This window comes from Actinophytocola sp. KF-1 (assembly GCF_054661535.1).
In genome coordinates this window covers 219,518-236,375 of record NZ_BAAFVK010000001.1, presented here as the reverse complement: position 1 = coordinate 236,375, position 16,858 = coordinate 219,518, and the positions used below count along the sequence as shown (strand labels likewise).

Here is a 16,858-nt window from a genome sequence, read left to right as displayed (position 1 = left end):
ACCGCGTCCTGCGGCACGCCAGGATGGGGGCATGGGCAAACCCGCGGTCACACCGCCGTCACCTGCCGTGCTCGAGGCCGCGAAGACCCACGACCTCGGCGCGTACGTCCGCGGCTATGTCGCCGTCTACCGGAGCAGCGACAAGCCCCCGGCGGGCAAGGGCATGAACGCGCTGATGTTCGTGGCGGTGATGGCCGCGGCGGCGCTGCCGCTGGTGCTGGGGCTGCTGGTGGCGTGGTGGCTGGGGGTGCTGCTCCTGGTGGCGTACGCGGTGGGCATCACGGTGTGGCTGCGCCGGCCGAAGGACCTGGTCCACGAGTTCCGGCACGGCCTGGTGGCGCGGACGAGGAACGAGGTGGTGCCGGTCCGCTGGGCGGACGCCACCTGCGTCTACCAGGGCGTGTCGCAGATCTACGTCAACGGTGTGTACGGCGGCACCGCCCACGAGTACCGCCTGCGCATGGCGGCCGGACGGGACGTGGTGCTGCGGGGTTCGGTGCACGAGGGCGATCCCGACAAGAGCCAGACGGACATCGACGAACTGGGCGAGGCCGTCCTCCGCGAGATCCCCCCGCGCCACCTGCGGGCGGCGGTGGACACCGTGAACGCGGGCGGCGAGGCCCGGTTCGACGGGGTGACGATCACCCTGCGCGGCATCACGGTGCCGCAGGGCAGCGTGGCCTGGCGAGAACTGCGGGACCTGGCAGCGGGCTCGGGCATCGTGTGGCTGCACACGGCGAACAAGAAGCCGTGGCAGGTCACCATCGCGGAGATCCCGAACTTCCCGGTCTTCTGGACCCTGGCGAAACAACTACACACCCAGTCCCACCACCACTGAAGAGCCCCACCACACAAACGCCCACACACAAGGACCGACACACAAGGACCGACAGAAGGACCGACACACAAGGGCCCACACACAAGGACCAACAGAAGGACCCACACACAAGGGCCCACACACAAGGACCAACAGAAGGACCCACACACAAGGGCCCACACACAAGGACCAACAGAAGGACCCACACACAAGGGCCCACACAGAAGGAACCACGCTGGGTCGGGAGCCCCCCGCACCGTGGGGCCTGCGGGGGTCGCCCCCGCAAAATAATGAAGGAAGGCCGACCCCAGCGAGGTTGCGCAGCAACCGAGCAGGGTCGACCTTCGGACTTCCGTGGCCAGGGGCGGGATCGAACCGCCGACCTACCGCTTTTCAGTTCGCCGGAACATCGTTCACCAGGGGCTACGGAGGAAACCTCACCCAGCTCACCAGCCATCCGCGCACTCGCGAACCAGCCTGAACGGACCTGAACTGAGACCCGAAGTGAGACCCGAGGCCGGTGTACCGATGTGGACATTGGGGTACAGACGACGCCGTAGGCGGCTTCAACAGAGAGGCCGCGCCGGGTCCCGGGGGTACTTATGTCTGCGAACGGTCATGGCCCACCCACTGGACCCGGTGACGAATGGACCTTCGTCGTCGACGACAACACCCCGCAACTGCTGGCCCGGGTCCGCAGATGGACCGCAACCGCACTGGCAGATCTCGGCGACGACCACCTCAACGACGTCATGCTCATCCTGGTGGAGTTGGTCAGCAACGCTTACGAACACGGGGGCGGTTGTCGCTCAGTCCGGTTGGCTCGCTCCCGCACCCCGTGCCGGATTGATGTCGAGGTTGACGACAACAACGCCGACCAGCTCACCCCTGGTGTGTCCCGCTTCGGCACGAAAGCCAACCGCGGTCGAGGGCTAATCATGATCGACAAAATCGCCGAGAGCTGGGGTGTCCGCAATGCGGACGGAGTCGGCAAGACTGTCTGGGCTCACATCTCTTGCGAGAACGCCACCCCCTGCCCCGCTTAAGCAGACGCGGAATCTGTCGAGTTTGGGCAGATCGGGGCAAGCTCCCGGCTCCGTGCGCGGGCCATTCGCGGGCCTTCGTTGGAGAGCAAAGCGGTAGAGTCTCGGGCCATGGCTACGACGTTCGCTGATCTTGAGGCACGTGTTCGAGGGCTGGAGTCGCGCACCCAGCGTGCCGAGGAGGACGTAACGGCGATCGTCACGACAGTCGTCGAAATCCGAGACGACGTGAGGTGGCTCAAGCGCGCCGTCCAGGCGCTCCTGGACGACCGGAACCTCTCCGTCCCGGAGGATGACTCCAGCGAGGACTGAGAGGGGCTCTCGACAGGCTGAACCACCCCCGGCCCGGGTGGTTCAGCCTGTCCTGTGACGCTGTGACAGGACGAGAGAGTGGGAGAGTGACACCAGACCTACGTGTCACTCGACTGTCACACCGATATCCGCAGGTCAGCCCGAGTGCAGTGACAGAGCGACAGGTGTGACACCGGCGAGGTGCGCCCGCCACTCCGCCGCTGCCTACTCGCTGGTCTTCTGTGCGACGTAGGTGCCGCGACCGTGCACGACCTTGAGTCGTCCCTGTTCGACCAGCGCAGCAATAGCCCTGCGCACGGTCGGGCGACTCACGCCGTAGATGTCGTCGGCCAGGGCTTGCTCGGATGGCAGACGTGCGCCAGGAGGCAACTCACCGCTGTCGAGGTCTGCGAGCAGGTCGGCGTACACCTGCTCCCACACCAGCTCAGGCCCGTCGTGGTCGATTCGGTCAGCACGGTTGTCCCACGACATGCGGCCACAGTAGACATCCTCTCACCTGCGAAAACGGTAAGATACGTCACGTGACGTCAAGTGACGTAAGCTGACGTAATGTCGAACAACGAACCGGACTGGGTGCCCCTCACTCGGGAGCCTCCCAGCGTCCTCTACGGCAGCGAGATATGGCTTGTGTGCCCGCTGAATGGCTTCGAGTGCGCCCGCGTGCCTCGCAACCCGTTCGGGGAGCCATGGGCTGTAGACGTGATGGCTGTACATGTAGCCCTCCATCATCGCCGGTGGGACCACCACAGGTGAACTAGACAGCATCGACAATGGTCGGCCCCAAGCTGAGACGAACCGATGCCGGCCGCTGGAAGCATGCACCCGACCCGCTCGGGTCGGGAACGATGCGCACCAGCTCGAACCCGCGATCCTGGTAGTACCGGTGCAGAGCTTGATTCGAGCGCCAGGCGTCGAGCCGTAGCCAACGACGTCCGCTTGCCTCAGCTCGCTCCCCTGCCCAGTCGAGCAACGCCGATCCGATCTCCTCTCCTCGCCCAGCTTCCTCGACCACCATTCTGTGTACATACAGCGCATTGCTTGGCTCATCCTCCGGGTACCAATACTGCGGTTCCGCGTTCGTGTCGAGAGTTATCGTGCCGATTGGCGTGCCATCCCGATGAGCCAGCCAACATGCTTCAGCCGCCACGGCGGCTTCTATGTTCTCCATCTTGACCGGATACTGCCATTGGTCGGACCCCTTGCTCCGCAACCAAGCCGCGGAGCGAATCCACATTGCGGCGACCAGGTCGATATCGCTCCGGCTTTTTGCGCGCCGAATAGCCACCGGTTTCACTTCTTCCCTCCCGTCGGGTGCACACGCTCGTAGAGGATTACGTGCCGGTCTCCGGGAAGGACGAACACGTCAACACGAACAACCTTGCCCTCTGCCGTGTAGCCCGTTACATAGTGGACTGCTACGGGCGTGCCCTGGCTTAGCCCGAGGCGTTGCACTTCCTCTGGCGTCGGCATCCGGATGTAAAACTCATCGATAGCCCTCACTTCATCTCCGATGAGGTCCTCGACAACGCGATTCGAACCCCGAGGAATATCGGCCGGGCTCATAACCGCGGTGTCTTTTACAACCTCATGCAGGTAGTAAGTGTCATTAATATTGAATGGCTCGCCGTCAACGCTGCGCACTCGCTTTCGCGCGACAACCGGTGTACCAACCTCGACGCCAAACCTCTTAGCTACAAGCTCGTTTGCCTCTTCGATACTGACTTCGATCGTTTGCGACGGCTTGCGTCCTTCTTTTGAGAGGAAAGACATGAACCGGTCCATGGTGGACGAAATTCGAGGTTCATTCTCCTGTTGCGGCCGGTAGACCATGGGGCGCTGTTCGCGAACGAACCGGCCACGGCCGGACTGCGACGCGATCAGCCCCTCTTGCTGGAGACGGTCCAGGGCTCGCCGCACCGTGACGCGGCTGACGCCGTACTTGTCGCCGAGCTGGGCTTCCGACGGAAGAAGATCGTTCGGTTTCAGGGCTCCTGAGCGGATCTGTTCCCGCAGGTCAGCAGCCATTTGGTCAGTCAACGTGGTCACCGGGCATCGGCTCCTCGGGTGAGTTGGCGGTTGACATGTCGAGCATACCTGTTGCAACATCTCTGGTGCACCTGTTACAACAGGTACACCAGATAGGCCAACGAGCGAAGGGCAAGACATGGCACCCGAAGAGGGCAAGGGCTTCTACCCGGACGGCCTGACGGTCGACGCGATCGACGCCCTGTTGAGCGAGATGGAGAGCCACTGGGCTACCTCGGCGCGGCCGACGTCGGCGCTGCTGGACGGGAGCGCTGTTCTGCGTCGCGAGCGCCGGACGACTCGCCGCGCGATCGGTGCGGTGGTGCGTGCGCTCCCGATGCGTCCGCAGACCGCTTCCCCGGCCGGGGAGGTGGCCTGAGATGTGGGACAGCCTGATTGCGGTCGGTGGGACGTTGGCCGGTGGCCTGGTGGCCAGCGTGACCCAGTTGCGTGGGGCGCGTGCTGAGCGGCGGGAGAACCGTCGTGAGGCTCGCCGGAGTGAGGCGCTGTCGGCGGTGACCGCGTTGTCGGGTGCGTTGGCGGATCACCGTCGTGCGATGTGGCAGTGCGAGGACGCGAAGCTGACCGGCAAGCCCGCGCAGGTCGTGGCGGAGCTGGAGACGGTGCAGCACGGCACCCGGTCGGCGATCAACGCGCCGATGACCACGGTCGCGATCCTCACCCCCGCCCTGGCCGGACCCGCGCGGGAAGCCGCGCAGGCCACCTACGCCATGCGTGACGCCGGTTCCGTGGACGTGTTGGAAGCGCGTCGGGCGGTGGCGCTGGGCGCGGCTGACCGGTTCGTGGAGTCGGCGGCGGAGTTCTTCGCCGAGGTCGGGCTGGTGGTCGCGTGAGCAAGTACGGCAAGTGCACCTGCGGGTCCGACCTCAACGCGAACGGCAACTGCTTCAACGACAAGTGCTGGAACTCCAACAGCAAGCGCCACGACGGCCAGAACTGAAAGGGCCTCTGCCATGAGCACGTTTCTGAAGTTGAACGCCTACGTCACCGAGCAGAACCGGCAGGGTGTGGCCGTTGCCGCGCCGACGATCACGCTCACGCTCGGGGACGGGACCACGGTGGAGTTCCCCGTGCCGTTCGTGCCGGTCGGCGGTCACCTGGCGCTGGTTCCGCGGATCTCGGTCGTGGGTGAGACCGGTGTGCGGGTCGACCTGTCGCGGTGGTCCCCGGCCTATGTCAGTGCCGCTCACATGGTCATCTTCCCGGCCAGGTTCGACTCCCAGGCTGTTGCGGTGCGGGTGGCCCGTGGGTTCGACGCGGACCCGGCCACGTCGTGGAACGACCCGCGCGACCAGATGGCCGCGTGGCTGCGTGAGTGGGGTCCGGCGAACGGGGTGCGGCCATGAGCAACGCATGGGAATCCGAGTTCACCCGGCCTGGCGCTCACTCGGCCAAGAACGCGCGCCAGACCGGGGCTCCCAACCACCTGCAAGGAAGTGGAGAGAAAGCCATGCTAGACCTGGAAACCCCGGCCCCGGACACCGCCGATGTGGTGCTGTTCGCGTTCGACGCGTCCGGTGTGCTGCACGTGCTGCTGATCAAGCGCGGGTGGGAGCCCTTCAAGGGGTGCTGGGCGCTGCCCGGCGGCTACCTCGACCCCGGTGAGACCAGCGAGCAGGCCGCGCGCCGGGAGCTGGCCGAGGAAACCGGGCTGTGCGCGCCGGAGCGGATGACACGCGTGGGCCGGTACGGCGAGCCCGGCCGGGACCCGCGCGGCCTGGTGGTGTCGGAGGCGTTCACCGCCATCCTGCCCGGCCTGGCCGCACCGACCGCCGGGGACGACGCCGCTGCGGCGATGTGGGTGCCGGTCGGCGAGCTGCGCGCGGGTGCGCTGGCGTTCGACCACGCGGTCATCCTGCGCGATGCCTACGCGTTGGGGGTGGCCCGGTGAGCGCGTCGGATGTGCTGGCCCAGTTCGGGACGTGGGCGCTGGTGAAGTTCGTGGGCGCGTTGCTGGTGTTCGTGCTGCTGGTTCTGATGCGGATGCCGGTGCGGCTGTTGGTGGTGTTCCTGGAAGCGCTGATGTCGCGTGTGGACAACGCGGTGACGGGTGTGGTGTCCCGTGCCGGTGCGCCGAGGGCTTCCGCCGGGGAGGGGGCGTGATGAGCGAGAACGGGAAGGAACTGGTGATGCGGCGAGTGGAGCCGGGTGAGCCGGTGCCGGGCGTGCCGGACCGGGCGACGCGGGTCGCGTCGTGGCTGGGGTGGCACACGCCGGAGCTGCTCGGGGTCACGGTTCCCGTGCTGGCAACGGGAATGACGCCGTGGGCATGGCTGGTGTCCGGTGTGGTCGGTGCCGGGTGGACGGTGCGCGCGGCGAAGACCGCGCGGGACCAGGCCGCGATCAAGGCCGGTCGTGACCTGCCCGCCCTCAAGTCCGGTGAAGACGTGTCCGGTGAGGACAGCGGGCGTGAGTCCGGCGAGGACCGCCCGGTGTCGGATGCGCCGGTGTCGGGTGTGGACAGCAAGCGTGCGGAAGGTGGTGCGCGGTGAACTGGCAGGAACAGCGCAGGCTCAACCAGGCCGCGCAGGCGGAGCAGGCCCGCCAGGACGCGATCGCGGCTGCGCAGGTGGAGGCGATCCGGTCCCGCACGCAGGTTGAGGCGGTGGCCGCGGACCGGGCGCAGCGTGCCGAGCTGGCCGCCGCGCAGCGTGCCGAGCGGCTGGCGGAGAAGAAGCAGCGCGAGGCCGACCGCAAGGCGCGGTGGGCCGCCCTGCGCGGCTGGGCGTCCGCGCACACCGTGGACCTGCTGATCTACCCGCTGGCGGTGGTGTCGGCGGTGATGGCGATCCCGGCCATGGCGACGTTCGGGCACGAGGTGTACGGCACCGCCGCCGGGTACGCGCTACCGGTCATCACCGAGCTGGGGATGTGGGCGTTCGCGTTCGCCGTCCACGTGGCCCGCACCCGCTCGGAGCGCGACGGGCAGGACCGGCCGGTGTGGGCGCTCCAGCTGGGGGTGTGGTCGTTCGCGACCGTGGCCGCCGCGCTGAACTTCCTGCACGGCCTCACCGGCCCCGGTCTGTCCGCGGGGCTGGTGATGGCGACCGCGAGTGTGGCCGGCGTGATGGCGCACCAGCTCGTGACCGCCGCACCCCGGCGGGGTCGCGCGGAGCGGGACGCGGCGCGGATCGAGCGGCAGGCCGCCGCGAAGGTCACCGCCGTACGGCAGGCGGCCGTACGCGCGGCCGTCGCCCGGATCGACGAGCAAGGGCAGGCGCGGCTGGTGTTCCAGCCCGGCCACTATCAGCTCACCCCGCCTCGCCTGGCGCGGTGGCTGCGGATCGGGCGACGGGTGCGCCTGGAGACCGCCGCCGTCCCCGGCCTGCCCGTTGACCCCGCGATCGAGGGCGAGTGGGACGAGATGGATCGGGAACTGGCGCGGCTGCTCGCCACCGTCGACCCCTACCCCGGCCCGACCACGGGTCCGACGCACAACGCGACCGGCGGCGGGATCGGCACGCTGGACCCGGCCCCGGAGACTGGCCCGGAAACCGGCGGTGACCAGCAGGAATCGACCCCGATCGATCGGGGCACGGATCGAGGCAGCAAGCCTGCCCGCACGTCTCGCCGGAAGGCGAAGCGGATCGCGCCGGAACGCCGGTCGATCGAGGACCTGCGCGCCGAGCTGGCGGCACGGATCGAGGCCGACCCCACGTCGGTGAACCCGCTCTCGGCGGAGTCGATCCGCAAGGCGCTGCGCTGCTCCCCGGAGCGTGCCCGCGCGCTGCGCGACAGCTACCGCGACGACCACTGATCGAGGGGGACGAGATGACCAACCAGCACACCAACCAGCCCGACGACCGGACCGACGAGAACGGGGAGGTGTCGAACGTGCGCTACCTGCCCGCCCGCCGCGCCGACCGCCCTGACGACCATAGGGAGATCGAGCCCGTCGAACAGCACGCGATCGAGCCCGCCGGGCCGATCCTGGAAGGCGAGGTCCTGACCGCGCGGGAGTACAACGAGCGCCAGAAGGCGCTGGCCCTGGCCCGGTGGAAGGGTTACCGCCAGGACGTGGTGACCGTCTACAAGGGCGCGCGCACGGTGGTCACGCACCAGCGCACGAAGACGCTGGCGCGGCACGTGCTCGCCTACCCGGTCGCCGGGATGGGTGTGGTGTGGCGGCGCTGGCGCGACGCGCACGGGGTTGGCCGTTACGAGCGGCAGATGCGGGCGGCGGAGATGGCCGGTGACCAGGAAGCGTTGCGGTACTGGCAGGAAGCCGACGTGGCGGAGAAGGACCGTCGCCACCGCCGGGTCATGGACTGGATGCGGTTCCTCAACCCGTGGTTGTGGATCAAGTACGGCACGCTCGCGGTCGTCGGGTTCTCGCTGTTCTTGCTGGTCATCGGCGTGATCACGGCTATCAACACCGGCGACCTGGCCGATGTGATCGGCCCGATTTCTGCGGTGCTGGATGCGATCGCGTTCGCGGTGTGGTTCGTCACCGCCTACAGCGTGTTCATGCTGATCGGCGGCACCGCCGCGACCTATTTCTACCTGTACAGCCAGGGTCGGCGGCATGGTGACGTGCCGGAGTGGTTGCAGGCCCGCACTGCCGAGACCGCGCGGACCGATCTCGCCGTCGACGAAAGCGTGATCATGAACGCGCTGCGCAACCTCGGGCACCCGGCGCTGAACAAGAAGTTCAAGGAGGGCTGGGGCTCCACGGTCCAGCCCACCTGGGTGCAGCCGCCGCTGCCGGTCGGGCACGGGTGGGAGTTCGCGTTGCGGCTGCCCGGTGGCGTCCCGGCGACCAGCATCAACGCGCGTAAGTCGGTGCTGGCGCACAACCTGGGCCGCCGCCCGGAAGAAGTGTGGGTGGAGGTCGAGGAGTCCGACCCGATGGCGATGAAAGCGCTGGTCCTGGACCCCGGCTCGCTGCGTGAGCCGGTGCCGGACTACCCGCTACTCGCCGACATCAGCAGTGCGCAGACCGACTTCTGGACCGGGTTCCCGGTCGGGATCGACGCCCGCTGGAACGAGGTCGTCACGCCGGTGTTCGAACGCAACTTCGTCAAGGCCGGAATCATGGGGTCGGGCAAGTCCACGCTGATCCAGAACGAGCTGGCCGGTGCCGTGCTCGATCCCGTGGTGGACATCGACGTGTTCTGCTTCGCCGAGAACAACGACTTCGAGTGGCTGCGGCCGGTCGCGTCGGTGATCTCGATGGGCGACACCGCCGAGAACGTCCAAGCCTGCATGGACCACATCCACCAGCTCAAGGACAGCCTCGCCGAGCGTGGCCGCCTGCTGCGTGAGTACGGCATCAACTCCGTCACCCGCGAGGCCGCCGAGGCGGACGAGCGGCTGCGGCCGCGGTTCGTGGTGATCGACGAGTGCCAGTCCTTCTTCCGGCAGGACAAGCCCGAAGACCGCCGCGAGCTGGTCAACCTGGTCGTCCGGTTCTACTCCGCCGCCCGCAAGTACGGGATCGTGCTGTGCTTCGCCACCCCCACCCCGTCTGACCAGTCGCTGCCGCGTGACCTCGTTGCGGTCACCACGAACAAGGCGTGCTTCGCCATCGGCGACAAGACCCGCAACAACGTCGTCCTCGGGGAGAAGGCGTACGAGAACGGGCTGTCCGCGCTGGAACTCAAGCCCGCCGTGAAGAAGGCAGGCAAGGTCGTCGCACTCAACGACGTCGGCACCTGCGTCGCGGTCGGGTTCACCGACCAGCCCGGCCTGCTGCGCTCCTACAACCTCACCGACCAGCAGAAAGCCGCGATCGTCGCCCGTGGCCTGGAACTGCGCGGCGGACGCACCCGCCGCCTGGCCCTCGCCGAGCCGGAGCAGCGGGACCTGCTCGCCGACGTCGCCGCCGTCCTCGCACCCGGTGAGGACAAGGTCAAGGCCACCGACGTGTGTGCCCGTCTGCGCGAACACGCCCCCAACCACCGCCCCTACGCGACGCTCACCGCCGAGTCGCTGCGTGACCAGCTCGCCGACCACGGCTGCAAGGTCACCAAGGTGGGTGTCCTCATGGTGTTCACCGACCGTGTTCACGCTGCCCTCGCCGAGCGCGATGCCGGCCGCGAGGGAGGGAACGCGTAACCGAGGCCAGAAACCCGCCCGCAACCCGCGCACGCGGGCGGGTTCTCCCTCGCCTCCCTCGTTCCCTTCGACTACGAAACCGCAGCTCAACCTTAGGGAACGCCGTCCTACGGCCAGGAAGGGAATTCTCCCTCTCCGCCAGCGAATTCCCCCGCTGATTCCCTACCCATTCCCTCACCCGCTGCGGCACCACCTACCCATCAGCCGTCACACACAGTGACAGTCTGCCAACAGGGAGACAGCCAGATGTCCACTCAGCACAGCAACACCAGCCACACCACCGACCTGCTCGCCGCCGCGCTCGCCGCCACCGCTCGGGGCTGGCACGTGTTCCCGCTCCGTGCGGGCAGCAAGGAACCCGCGATCCACGGCGAGGCTCAGTGCCCTCGCACTGGTGACTGTCGGGATGGCCACCGCACGCCCGAACAGCGCGCCACCGTCGCCCTCTCCGCCCAGGATCAGGCCGCGTGGACGGTCAGGCGGTGGAACACCGCCGTGGCGACCGGCCCGTCCGGTCTCCTCGTGATCGACCTGGACGTCCCGAAGCCCGATGACAAGCCCCGGCCGGACGTGTGGAACCTGCCCGGTGTCCACGACGGGTTGGACGTGTTCGTCGCGGTCTGCGAGCAGGCCAGGCAACCCGTGCCATGGGACACCTTCACCGTCCGCACCCCCAGCGGCGGCACCCACCTCTACTTCCGCGCGCCACATGGGGTCAGGCTCCGCAACACCAGCGGGGACCGTGGCCGCGGACTGGGGTGGAAAGTGGACACCCGCGCCTGGGGCGGGCACGTCGTCGCCCCCGGTTGCGTGGTGGACGGTCACCGCTACGAGATCACCAACGACCGGGACCCCGCACCGCTGCCCCCGTGGCTGTGCGAACGCCTGGCACCGCCACCGCTGCCCACGGCCCCGGCCCGGCCGGTCACGGTCGGCCGTGACCGCCGCGCCCGCTACCTCGAGTCCGCCATCCGCGCGGAGGCAGGCAAGGTCGCCAACGCGGCATCCGGGGAACGCAACCACACCCTCTACACCGCCGCGTTCGCCCTCGGGCAGCTCGTGGCCGGTGGCGAGCTGGCCGCCGCCGACGTGGAGGCCGCGTTGCTGACTGCGGCCGGTCGGCACATCGCGGCCGGCGCGTTCACCGAACGGAAGGCGCGCCAAACCATCCGCTCCGGGATCCGTAACGGCGCAGTCCGGCCCCGGCGGGTGGCGGCATGAGCGCCACCCCCGCACGGCTGCACGCCGTCAAGCCGCGCCCCGAACGCCGGACCCGGTGGACTGACGCCGAACTCGCCCAGGAGCACTTCCCCGAACCCCGGTGGGCCGTGCCCGGCCTGCTCTCCGAGGGAGTCAACCTGCTCGCCGGGCCACCCAAACTCGGCAAGTCGTGGCTGTCCCTCGGGCTCGGGGCCGCCATCGCCAACGGTGACCCCGCACTCGGCGCGATCAAGGTGGAGCGCGGCCCGGTGCTGTACTGCGCGCTGGAGGACACCGGCCGCCGGTTGCAGCGCCGCCGCCGTCAGATGATCGACGCGGGCGGCAGCAAACCCAGTCCGCTGCTCACCCTGGAAACCGCCTGCCCAACCATGACCAACGGTGGCGACGCGGTGATCGTGGACTGGCTGGAAGCCAACCCCACGGCGCGGCTGGTCATCATCGACACCTTCGAGAAGATGCGCGGCGCGACCCTGCCCGGCGCGTCCGCCTACTCCGCCGACTACCTCGCCGCCTCCCGATTCAAGAACCTCGCCGACACCTACAGCGTGCCGTTCCTGCTCATCCACCACGTCCGCAAACAGGGCGCCGAGGACTGGCAAGACCTCGTGTCCGGCACCAACGGCCTCACCGGCGCCGCCGACGCCACGTTGGTGCTCAAGCGGTCCCGTGGCAGCGCTGACGGCGTGCTGTACGTGACCGGCCGCGACGTCGAAGAAGCCGAGTACGCCATGAACTTCGACCCGCACAGCGGCGCGTGGACCAAGCTCGACGGCCCTGCTGCGGACTACGAGCTGCGCGACACCCGGGCCGACCTGCTCCGGACCATACGGGAGCACCCCGGCCTCACACCCAAGCAGCTCGCCGAAATCGTCAACGCCAACCCGGCCACCGTCCGCCAGACCCTTGCCCGCATGGCCAAGGACGGACAGGTCCGCAAGACCCCCGGCGGGACCTACTTCCCGCCGGAAACGAGTGACACCAGCAGCGACACGTCACCAGTGTCACACCTGTCACTCAGTCACTCCATGCCCCCTGACCAGGGAGAACCGCTGTGACACCTGCTGTGACACCCACAAGGACCCGTCACTCTGACACGAGGGGAGAACAGGTCGAGATGACCGCCGCGACGAACGTTGCTGACCTGCTCGCGCAGCTGGCGAAGGTGATCACCGAGCACACCGCGACACCGCCGACGCCCGCGCCGACGAAACCCGCGTCCCAGCGGATTCTCCTGACGGTTGAGGAAGCCGCGGAGCGTCTCGGTATCGGCCGGACATTCGCGTGGCGACTCGTGCGGACCGGAGAACTGGAGTCGGTGCAGATCGGTCGGCTACGTCGTGTCCACGTCGACGCAATCCGCGAGTACGCCGCCCAGCTCGTAGCGAAGGGAGCCGCGTGATGGCCAAGGCAACAGGCAAGGGCACCCGGAACGCGAATGGCGCGTCGACGATCTACTACAGCGAGTACGACGGCTGTTGGCACGGCCGCGTCACTGTGGGCGTGAAGGACAACGGCCTGCCGGACCGGCGGCACGTCAAGCGCAAGGCCACCGGCGAGGACGACACGAAGGCGTACAACGAGGTCCGCGAAGCCGTGCGCAAGCTCGAACAGGACCGCGACACGGGGAACGTGCGCAAGGCCGGACGGGCGATGTCGGTCGAAGAGTGGCTGTTGCACTGGCTGGAGAACATCGCGCGACCGTCGTTGAAGAAGAAGGCTTACGCCGCGTACCGCACGGCAGTACACCATCACCTGATCCCCGCGTTGGGAAAGCACAAGATGGACCACACCCGCCTCAAGCCGGAGCACTTCGAGCGGCTGTACGCGGCGATTCTCAAGGCGGGCGGCAAGCCGGGCACCGCGCACCAGGTACACCGCACGGCACGGACAGCGTTCGGCGAGGCGTACCGGCGCGAGGTCATCATGAAGAACCCCGTCGCGCTGGCGAAGGCACCGCGGCTCGATGACGAGGAGATCGAGCCGTTCGAGGTCGAGGAAATCCAGCGCCTGATCAAGGCCGCGCTCGAACGCCGCAACGGGGCGCGTTTCGTGCTGGCGCTCGCGCTCGGCACCCGCCAGGGCGAGTCCATCGGGCTGAAGTGGGACCGGCTGGACCCGAAGACCAAGACGCTGCGGATCACCAAGCAGCTCCAACGGCACACGTGGGAGCACGGCTGCGACGACCCGCACGCATGTGGCGCGAAGTACCACAAGACGAGGCCGTGCCGGGAGACCTGCAAACGGCACAAGCGCAAGCCGTGCCCGCCACCGTGCCCGCCGGACTGCACCAGTCACGCTCGCTGGTGCCCCCAGCGGCACGGAGGTGGCCTGGTCGAGGTCGACGTGAAGTCGCGCGCCGGAAAGCGCGGGATCGTGCTTCCAGACCAGCTCTACGACCTGCTGGAGAAGCACCGCGCGGAGCAGGAACGCGAACGGGAACGCGCCGCCGACCTGTGGGCCGACGAAGGCTGGATGTTCGCTCAGCCGAACGGGCGCGCGATCGACCCACGGCGGGACATGGACGAGTGGAAGGCCCTGCTCGCCGACGCTGGCGTGAGAAACGCCCGGCTGCACGACGCCCGGCACACCGCGGCCACGGTGCTGCTGCTCTTGGAGGTGCCTGAGCGGGCCGTCATGGAGTTCATGGGCTGGTCGAACAGCAGCATGGCGAAGCGCTACCAGCACGTCACGGCGGTCCTGCGCGGCAACATCGCGAGACGGCTCAACAGCTTCCTCTGGGAGGGCAACTGAGACCCTAAATGAGACCCGACAGCCCCCGGTGATCTTCGCCGGGGGCTGTTTGCGCTGGTGGCCAGGGGCGGGATCGAACCGCCGACCTACCGCTTTTCAGGCGGTCGCTCATACCAACTGAGCTACCTGGCCAGAAACACCAAAGTGGCCCACCACCCAACCAAGGCAGGGACCACGCTGGGATCAGAAGTTCCGAGATCTCTCGGAACTTCCGCGACCCTGACGGGACTCGAACCCGCGACCTTCGCCGTGACAGGGCGACGCGCTAACCAACTGCGCCACAGGGCCTTGCAAGCTGCTCCGTGCAGGTCTGATCAGCACCTCCGGAGCGACGTGAGGAACTCTAGCAGACGCCGCGGGGCCGTTTCCCGGGGGTGGGGATCGCCGGCTTCCGGCCGCACCACATGCAAAAAGACGGTCGACCGGTGATCACCGGTCGACCGTCTTCTGTGGTTCGGGAGGCCTGCTCGAGAGGCCAGGTGGTGCTCCCAACGGGATTCGAACCCGCGCTGCCGCCTTGAAAGGGCGGAGTCCTAGGCCGCTAGACGATGGGAGCCCGGGCTGCCCGCTTTGGAGCACCGAAACTATATGACACGCGCGGGCCCCGACCAAGCGGGTATGCGAACACCCTTCGACCTGCTACGACACCACCCGCGTCGATCAGCGGCGCACCGGTGGGATGCCATCCTCTCCGGGCACGAGGCCCAGCATGTCCAGCAGTTCGCGGCAGTCCTCGACGTCGCGCGACCCGAAGGCCACGGCGAGCTGCGCGCGGCGCACCTGCTCGTCCGTCACGCGTGAGGTCTCGCCGGTTCGCTGGGCCGGCACGCTGCCATTTCCGAAGTTGAGGCTGCTGTTGCTCGTCTCGTGCTGCAGCAGGAAGTCACGAACTTCGACCGGTCCGCTCATGTCGCCTCCCCGACCATCAGGTTTCGGGGAAATCTATGAGACGCGGGGCCCCTACCACAGCCCCCCGAGGAGTGAATCCGGCCCCCACGGATAGTAGTCGTGGCCGATGCGGTGGGGGGTCGCACGGCGGGCGCGGTTGCTCGCGGGCCGGGCGCGGTCACTCGAATGGCCGCATCCGATCACCGGTCACGAGCCGGCCACGTTGTCTGAGTGGGCGCGCTGGTCGAGGTACCCCGATCGATCCGCCCGCGACCAGCAGTAACGGCATTTCGGACAAGGCGACCCATGTGGGGGACACATGATCCCTCAAGCGCGGCGTGTCGAGGGTCGAAGCCTAAGTGGGGAGGCCGTACGAGAAAGGAAGCCTGAGACCAGTGCCGATGCACACGATCTACAACGTGTACCGGGTCGCCGGCATGACCTGCGACCACTGCGCCGCCTCGGTGACCGAGGAGCTGTCGGGGCTCGACACCGTCACGGACGTCGCCGTGAACCTGTCCACGGGCGCCGTCACGGTCACGAGCGCCGACGAGCTGAGCCGCCCCCGCGTGGCAGCGGCCCTCGCCACGGCGGGACACCGCCTGACCGAGTGAACCGGCGTCGCTGAAACGTTTGACGCCACACCACGGGATCGGTCCACAAGAAACCGGGGAACCTCGCCCATAGCGGAGCTCCGGCCCCGGCGGGGTCGGCGTCCCCGCTGGTCACGACGTCGCTGGGTGGAGAGTTGAGCGTCGTGGCGAACACCAGGTGAATAGTTCCCTAGATTTTTTCACCTTCGCCCTCTCCCACGAGGCGCGTGCGCGTGCAACAATCGACTCGCTGACACACCCCCGGTCAGCGCCTGTGGAGATCCCCTCCGGCCCCCGCGTTCCTCCCCCTGGCGCGGGGGCCTCTCCATGTCCGCACCCGGTTTGCGCAGCACAAATACCCAGAGTGACGCAACCCTTACCCGTGATTTGGGTTGCTTTGCTGGTGAGACCGCAATCTGTTCGTTATCCTCCTCTGGTGCTTTTCACCGGACGTAGTCGACCAAGCGCCAAGGCGGCGGCAGAGCGTGCCGACGCCGGGCGCCATCGCACCGAGGTGGAGCAGGGCGAGGCCCTGCCGGACCACGAACTCGAGTCGTACCTGGCCGCTCTCTCCCCCGAGGGCGACCCGGAGTCGACCGGCTCTGGCCGTCGCTTCGGTGGGTCGCAGGTCTACCAGCTGCGCCTGTCGCTGATGGCGAACGAGCAGCTGCGTGAGATCGCGGCACACAACCAGACCTCGCCGCTCGCGCTCGCCCAGGAGTGGGTCATGCAGCGCCTCGAGTGGGAGGCCCAGCAGCTCGACAACCGGCGCTGGCCGAGCGCAAGCCCCGACAACAACCACTACTGAGCAACCTCGGACAACAACACGAAGGGCCCCGGTCGCACCCGACCGGGGCCCTTCGCCGCTGAGCTACCTACAGTGCGCGCACGTTCGTCGCCTGGGGGCCCTTCGTGCCCTGCCCGACCTCGAACTCGACACGCTGGTTCTCTTCCAGAGTGCGGAAGCCCTTGCCCTGGATCTCCGAGTAGTGCACGAAGACGTCGTCGCCGCCCTCGTCGACGGCGATGAAGCCGAAGCCCTTCTCGGAGTTGAACCACTTCACAGTGCCCTGTGCCATCCGCCTGCCTCCATCGCAGGATCAGCATGGGGTTACACCGTGCAACCCCGG

The 16,858-nt window shown here is 68.0% G+C and carries 22 protein-coding genes and 3 tRNA genes; 17 read left to right on the top strand and 8 right to left on the bottom strand.

Translation table 11 applies throughout. The annotated features are described in order from the left end of the window. Positions 1-31: 31 nt before the first annotated feature. The 3 genes from ACYQ77_RS01195 to ACYQ77_RS01185 all read left to right on the top strand — a co-directional run bounded on the left by ACYQ77_RS01195 (position 32) and on the right by ACYQ77_RS01185 (position 2,172). Entirely contained in the window at positions 32-838 is an 807-nt protein-coding gene (locus tag ACYQ77_RS01195; RefSeq protein ID WP_459706525.1) for a DUF6585 family protein, read from the top strand. Between the two features lie 581 nt (positions 839-1,419). Further along, on the top strand, positions 1,420-1,863 hold the full coding sequence (locus ACYQ77_RS01190; protein ID WP_459706523.1) for an ATP-binding protein: 444 nt from the start codon (positions 1,420-1,422) through the stop codon (positions 1,861-1,863). Positions 1,864-1,971: 108 nt separating this feature from the next. Further along, positions 1,972-2,172, top strand: a complete 201-nt coding sequence (locus tag ACYQ77_RS01185; protein ID WP_459706521.1) for a hypothetical protein — start codon at positions 1,972-1,974, stop codon at positions 2,170-2,172. A 204-nt stretch (positions 2,173-2,376) separates the two neighbouring features. Here ACYQ77_RS01185 and ACYQ77_RS01180 read toward each other — a convergent pair whose 3' ends face one another. From ACYQ77_RS01180 to ACYQ77_RS01170, 3 genes are all read right to left on the bottom strand, one after another. Further along, a complete protein-coding gene (locus ACYQ77_RS01180; protein WP_459706519.1) occupies positions 2,377-2,643 on the bottom strand; it encodes a GntR family transcriptional regulator in 267 nt (88 codons plus the stop codon). A 283-nt stretch (positions 2,644-2,926) separates the two neighbouring features. Beyond that, positions 2,927-3,466: a GNAT family N-acetyltransferase gene (locus ACYQ77_RS01175; RefSeq protein WP_459706517.1), complete on the bottom strand. Its 540-nt coding sequence runs from the start codon at positions 3,464-3,466 to the stop codon at positions 2,927-2,929. Continuing rightward, a complete protein-coding gene (locus ACYQ77_RS01170; RefSeq protein WP_459706515.1) occupies positions 3,463-4,218 on the bottom strand; it encodes a GntR family transcriptional regulator in 756 nt (251 codons plus the stop codon). The genes ACYQ77_RS01175 and ACYQ77_RS01170 overlap by 4 nt, the downstream gene beginning before the upstream one ends. A gap of 118 nt (positions 4,219-4,336) precedes the next feature. Between ACYQ77_RS01170 and ACYQ77_RS01165 the strand changes: the two genes are divergently transcribed. From ACYQ77_RS01165 to ACYQ77_RS01110, 12 genes are all read left to right on the top strand, one after another. Beyond that, on the top strand, positions 4,337-4,576 hold the full coding sequence (locus tag ACYQ77_RS01165) for a hypothetical protein (RefSeq protein ID WP_459706513.1): 240 nt from the start codon (positions 4,337-4,339) through the stop codon (positions 4,574-4,576). A 178-nt stretch (positions 4,577-4,754) separates the two neighbouring features. Then, positions 4,755-5,051: a hypothetical protein gene (locus ACYQ77_RS01160; protein WP_459706511.1), complete on the top strand. Its 297-nt coding sequence runs from the start codon at positions 4,755-4,757 to the stop codon at positions 5,049-5,051. A 120-nt stretch (positions 5,052-5,171) separates the two neighbouring features. Next, positions 5,172-5,564, top strand: a complete 393-nt coding sequence (locus ACYQ77_RS01155) for a hypothetical protein (protein WP_459706509.1) — start codon at positions 5,172-5,174, stop codon at positions 5,562-5,564. 104 nt (positions 5,565-5,668) lie between these two features. Next, positions 5,669-6,109 carry an NUDIX domain-containing protein gene (locus tag ACYQ77_RS01150; RefSeq protein ID WP_459706507.1) on the top strand — a complete coding sequence of 147 codons (441 nt, stop codon included), beginning with the start codon at positions 5,669-5,671 and terminating at the stop codon, positions 6,107-6,109. Beyond that, positions 6,106-6,321, top strand: coding sequence for a hypothetical protein (locus tag ACYQ77_RS01145; protein ID WP_459706505.1), 216 nt, complete (start codon positions 6,106-6,108; stop codon positions 6,319-6,321). The genes ACYQ77_RS01150 and ACYQ77_RS01145 overlap by 4 nt, the downstream gene beginning before the upstream one ends. Next, a complete protein-coding gene (locus ACYQ77_RS01140; protein WP_459706503.1) occupies positions 6,321-6,710 on the top strand; it encodes a hypothetical protein in 390 nt (129 codons plus the stop codon). Before ACYQ77_RS01145 ends, ACYQ77_RS01140 begins: the two co-directional genes overlap by 1 nt. After that, a complete protein-coding gene (locus ACYQ77_RS01135; RefSeq protein WP_459706501.1) occupies positions 6,707-7,975 on the top strand; it encodes a hypothetical protein in 1,269 nt (422 codons plus the stop codon). Before ACYQ77_RS01140 ends, ACYQ77_RS01135 begins: the two co-directional genes overlap by 4 nt. Positions 7,976-7,989: 14 nt before the next feature. Further along, positions 7,990-10,275, top strand: coding sequence for a zonular occludens toxin domain-containing protein (locus tag ACYQ77_RS01130; RefSeq protein WP_459706500.1), 2,286 nt, complete (start codon positions 7,990-7,992; stop codon positions 10,273-10,275). Positions 10,276-10,521: 246 nt separating this feature from the next. Next, positions 10,522-11,496: a bifunctional DNA primase/polymerase gene (locus tag ACYQ77_RS01125; RefSeq protein WP_459706498.1), complete on the top strand. Its 975-nt coding sequence runs from the start codon at positions 10,522-10,524 to the stop codon at positions 11,494-11,496. Continuing rightward, on the top strand, positions 11,493-12,551 hold the full coding sequence (locus ACYQ77_RS01120; RefSeq protein ID WP_459706496.1) for an AAA family ATPase: 1,059 nt from the start codon (positions 11,493-11,495) through the stop codon (positions 12,549-12,551). The genes ACYQ77_RS01125 and ACYQ77_RS01120 overlap by 4 nt, the downstream gene beginning before the upstream one ends. Positions 12,552-12,610: 59 nt before the next feature. After that, positions 12,611-12,895: a helix-turn-helix domain-containing protein gene (locus tag ACYQ77_RS01115; protein ID WP_459706494.1), complete on the top strand. Its 285-nt coding sequence runs from the start codon at positions 12,611-12,613 to the stop codon at positions 12,893-12,895. Continuing rightward, positions 12,895-14,247: a tyrosine-type recombinase/integrase gene (locus ACYQ77_RS01110; protein WP_459706492.1), complete on the top strand. Its 1,353-nt coding sequence runs from the start codon at positions 12,895-12,897 to the stop codon at positions 14,245-14,247. Before ACYQ77_RS01115 ends, ACYQ77_RS01110 begins: the two co-directional genes overlap by 1 nt. Positions 14,248-14,302: 55 nt before the next feature. Here the strand turns inward: ACYQ77_RS01110 and ACYQ77_RS01105 are convergent. The 4 genes from ACYQ77_RS01105 to ACYQ77_RS01090 form a co-directional block, all read right to left on the bottom strand. Beyond that, positions 14,303-14,379, bottom strand: a tRNA-Phe gene (locus ACYQ77_RS01105). Between the two features lie 82 nt (positions 14,380-14,461). Continuing rightward, positions 14,462-14,535 (bottom strand) — tRNA-Asp (locus ACYQ77_RS01100). Positions 14,536-14,727: 192 nt separating this feature from the next. Continuing rightward, positions 14,728-14,803: transfer RNA gene (locus ACYQ77_RS01095), tRNA-Glu, on the bottom strand. Between the two features lie 104 nt (positions 14,804-14,907). Continuing rightward, the gene (locus ACYQ77_RS01090; protein ID WP_459706490.1) at positions 14,908-15,156 is read right to left on the bottom strand and encodes a hypothetical protein; all 249 of its coding nucleotides are present in this window, start codon (positions 15,154-15,156) and stop codon (positions 14,908-14,910) included. 380 nt (positions 15,157-15,536) lie between these two features. Between ACYQ77_RS01090 and ACYQ77_RS01085 the strand changes: the two genes are divergently transcribed. Continuing rightward, the gene (locus tag ACYQ77_RS01085; protein WP_459708078.1) at positions 15,537-15,749 is read left to right on the top strand and encodes a heavy-metal-associated domain-containing protein; all 213 of its coding nucleotides are present in this window, start codon (positions 15,537-15,539) and stop codon (positions 15,747-15,749) included. Positions 15,750-16,164: 415 nt separating this feature from the next. Further along, positions 16,165-16,536: a hypothetical protein gene (locus ACYQ77_RS01080; RefSeq protein ID WP_459706488.1), complete on the top strand. Its 372-nt coding sequence runs from the start codon at positions 16,165-16,167 to the stop codon at positions 16,534-16,536. 67 nt (positions 16,537-16,603) lie between these two features. On the opposite strand, the gene ACYQ77_RS01075 is transcribed toward ACYQ77_RS01080, so the two are convergent. Next, positions 16,604-16,807: a cold-shock protein gene (locus ACYQ77_RS01075; protein WP_133905397.1), complete on the bottom strand. Its 204-nt coding sequence runs from the start codon at positions 16,805-16,807 to the stop codon at positions 16,604-16,606. Positions 16,808-16,858 lie beyond the last annotated feature (51 nt).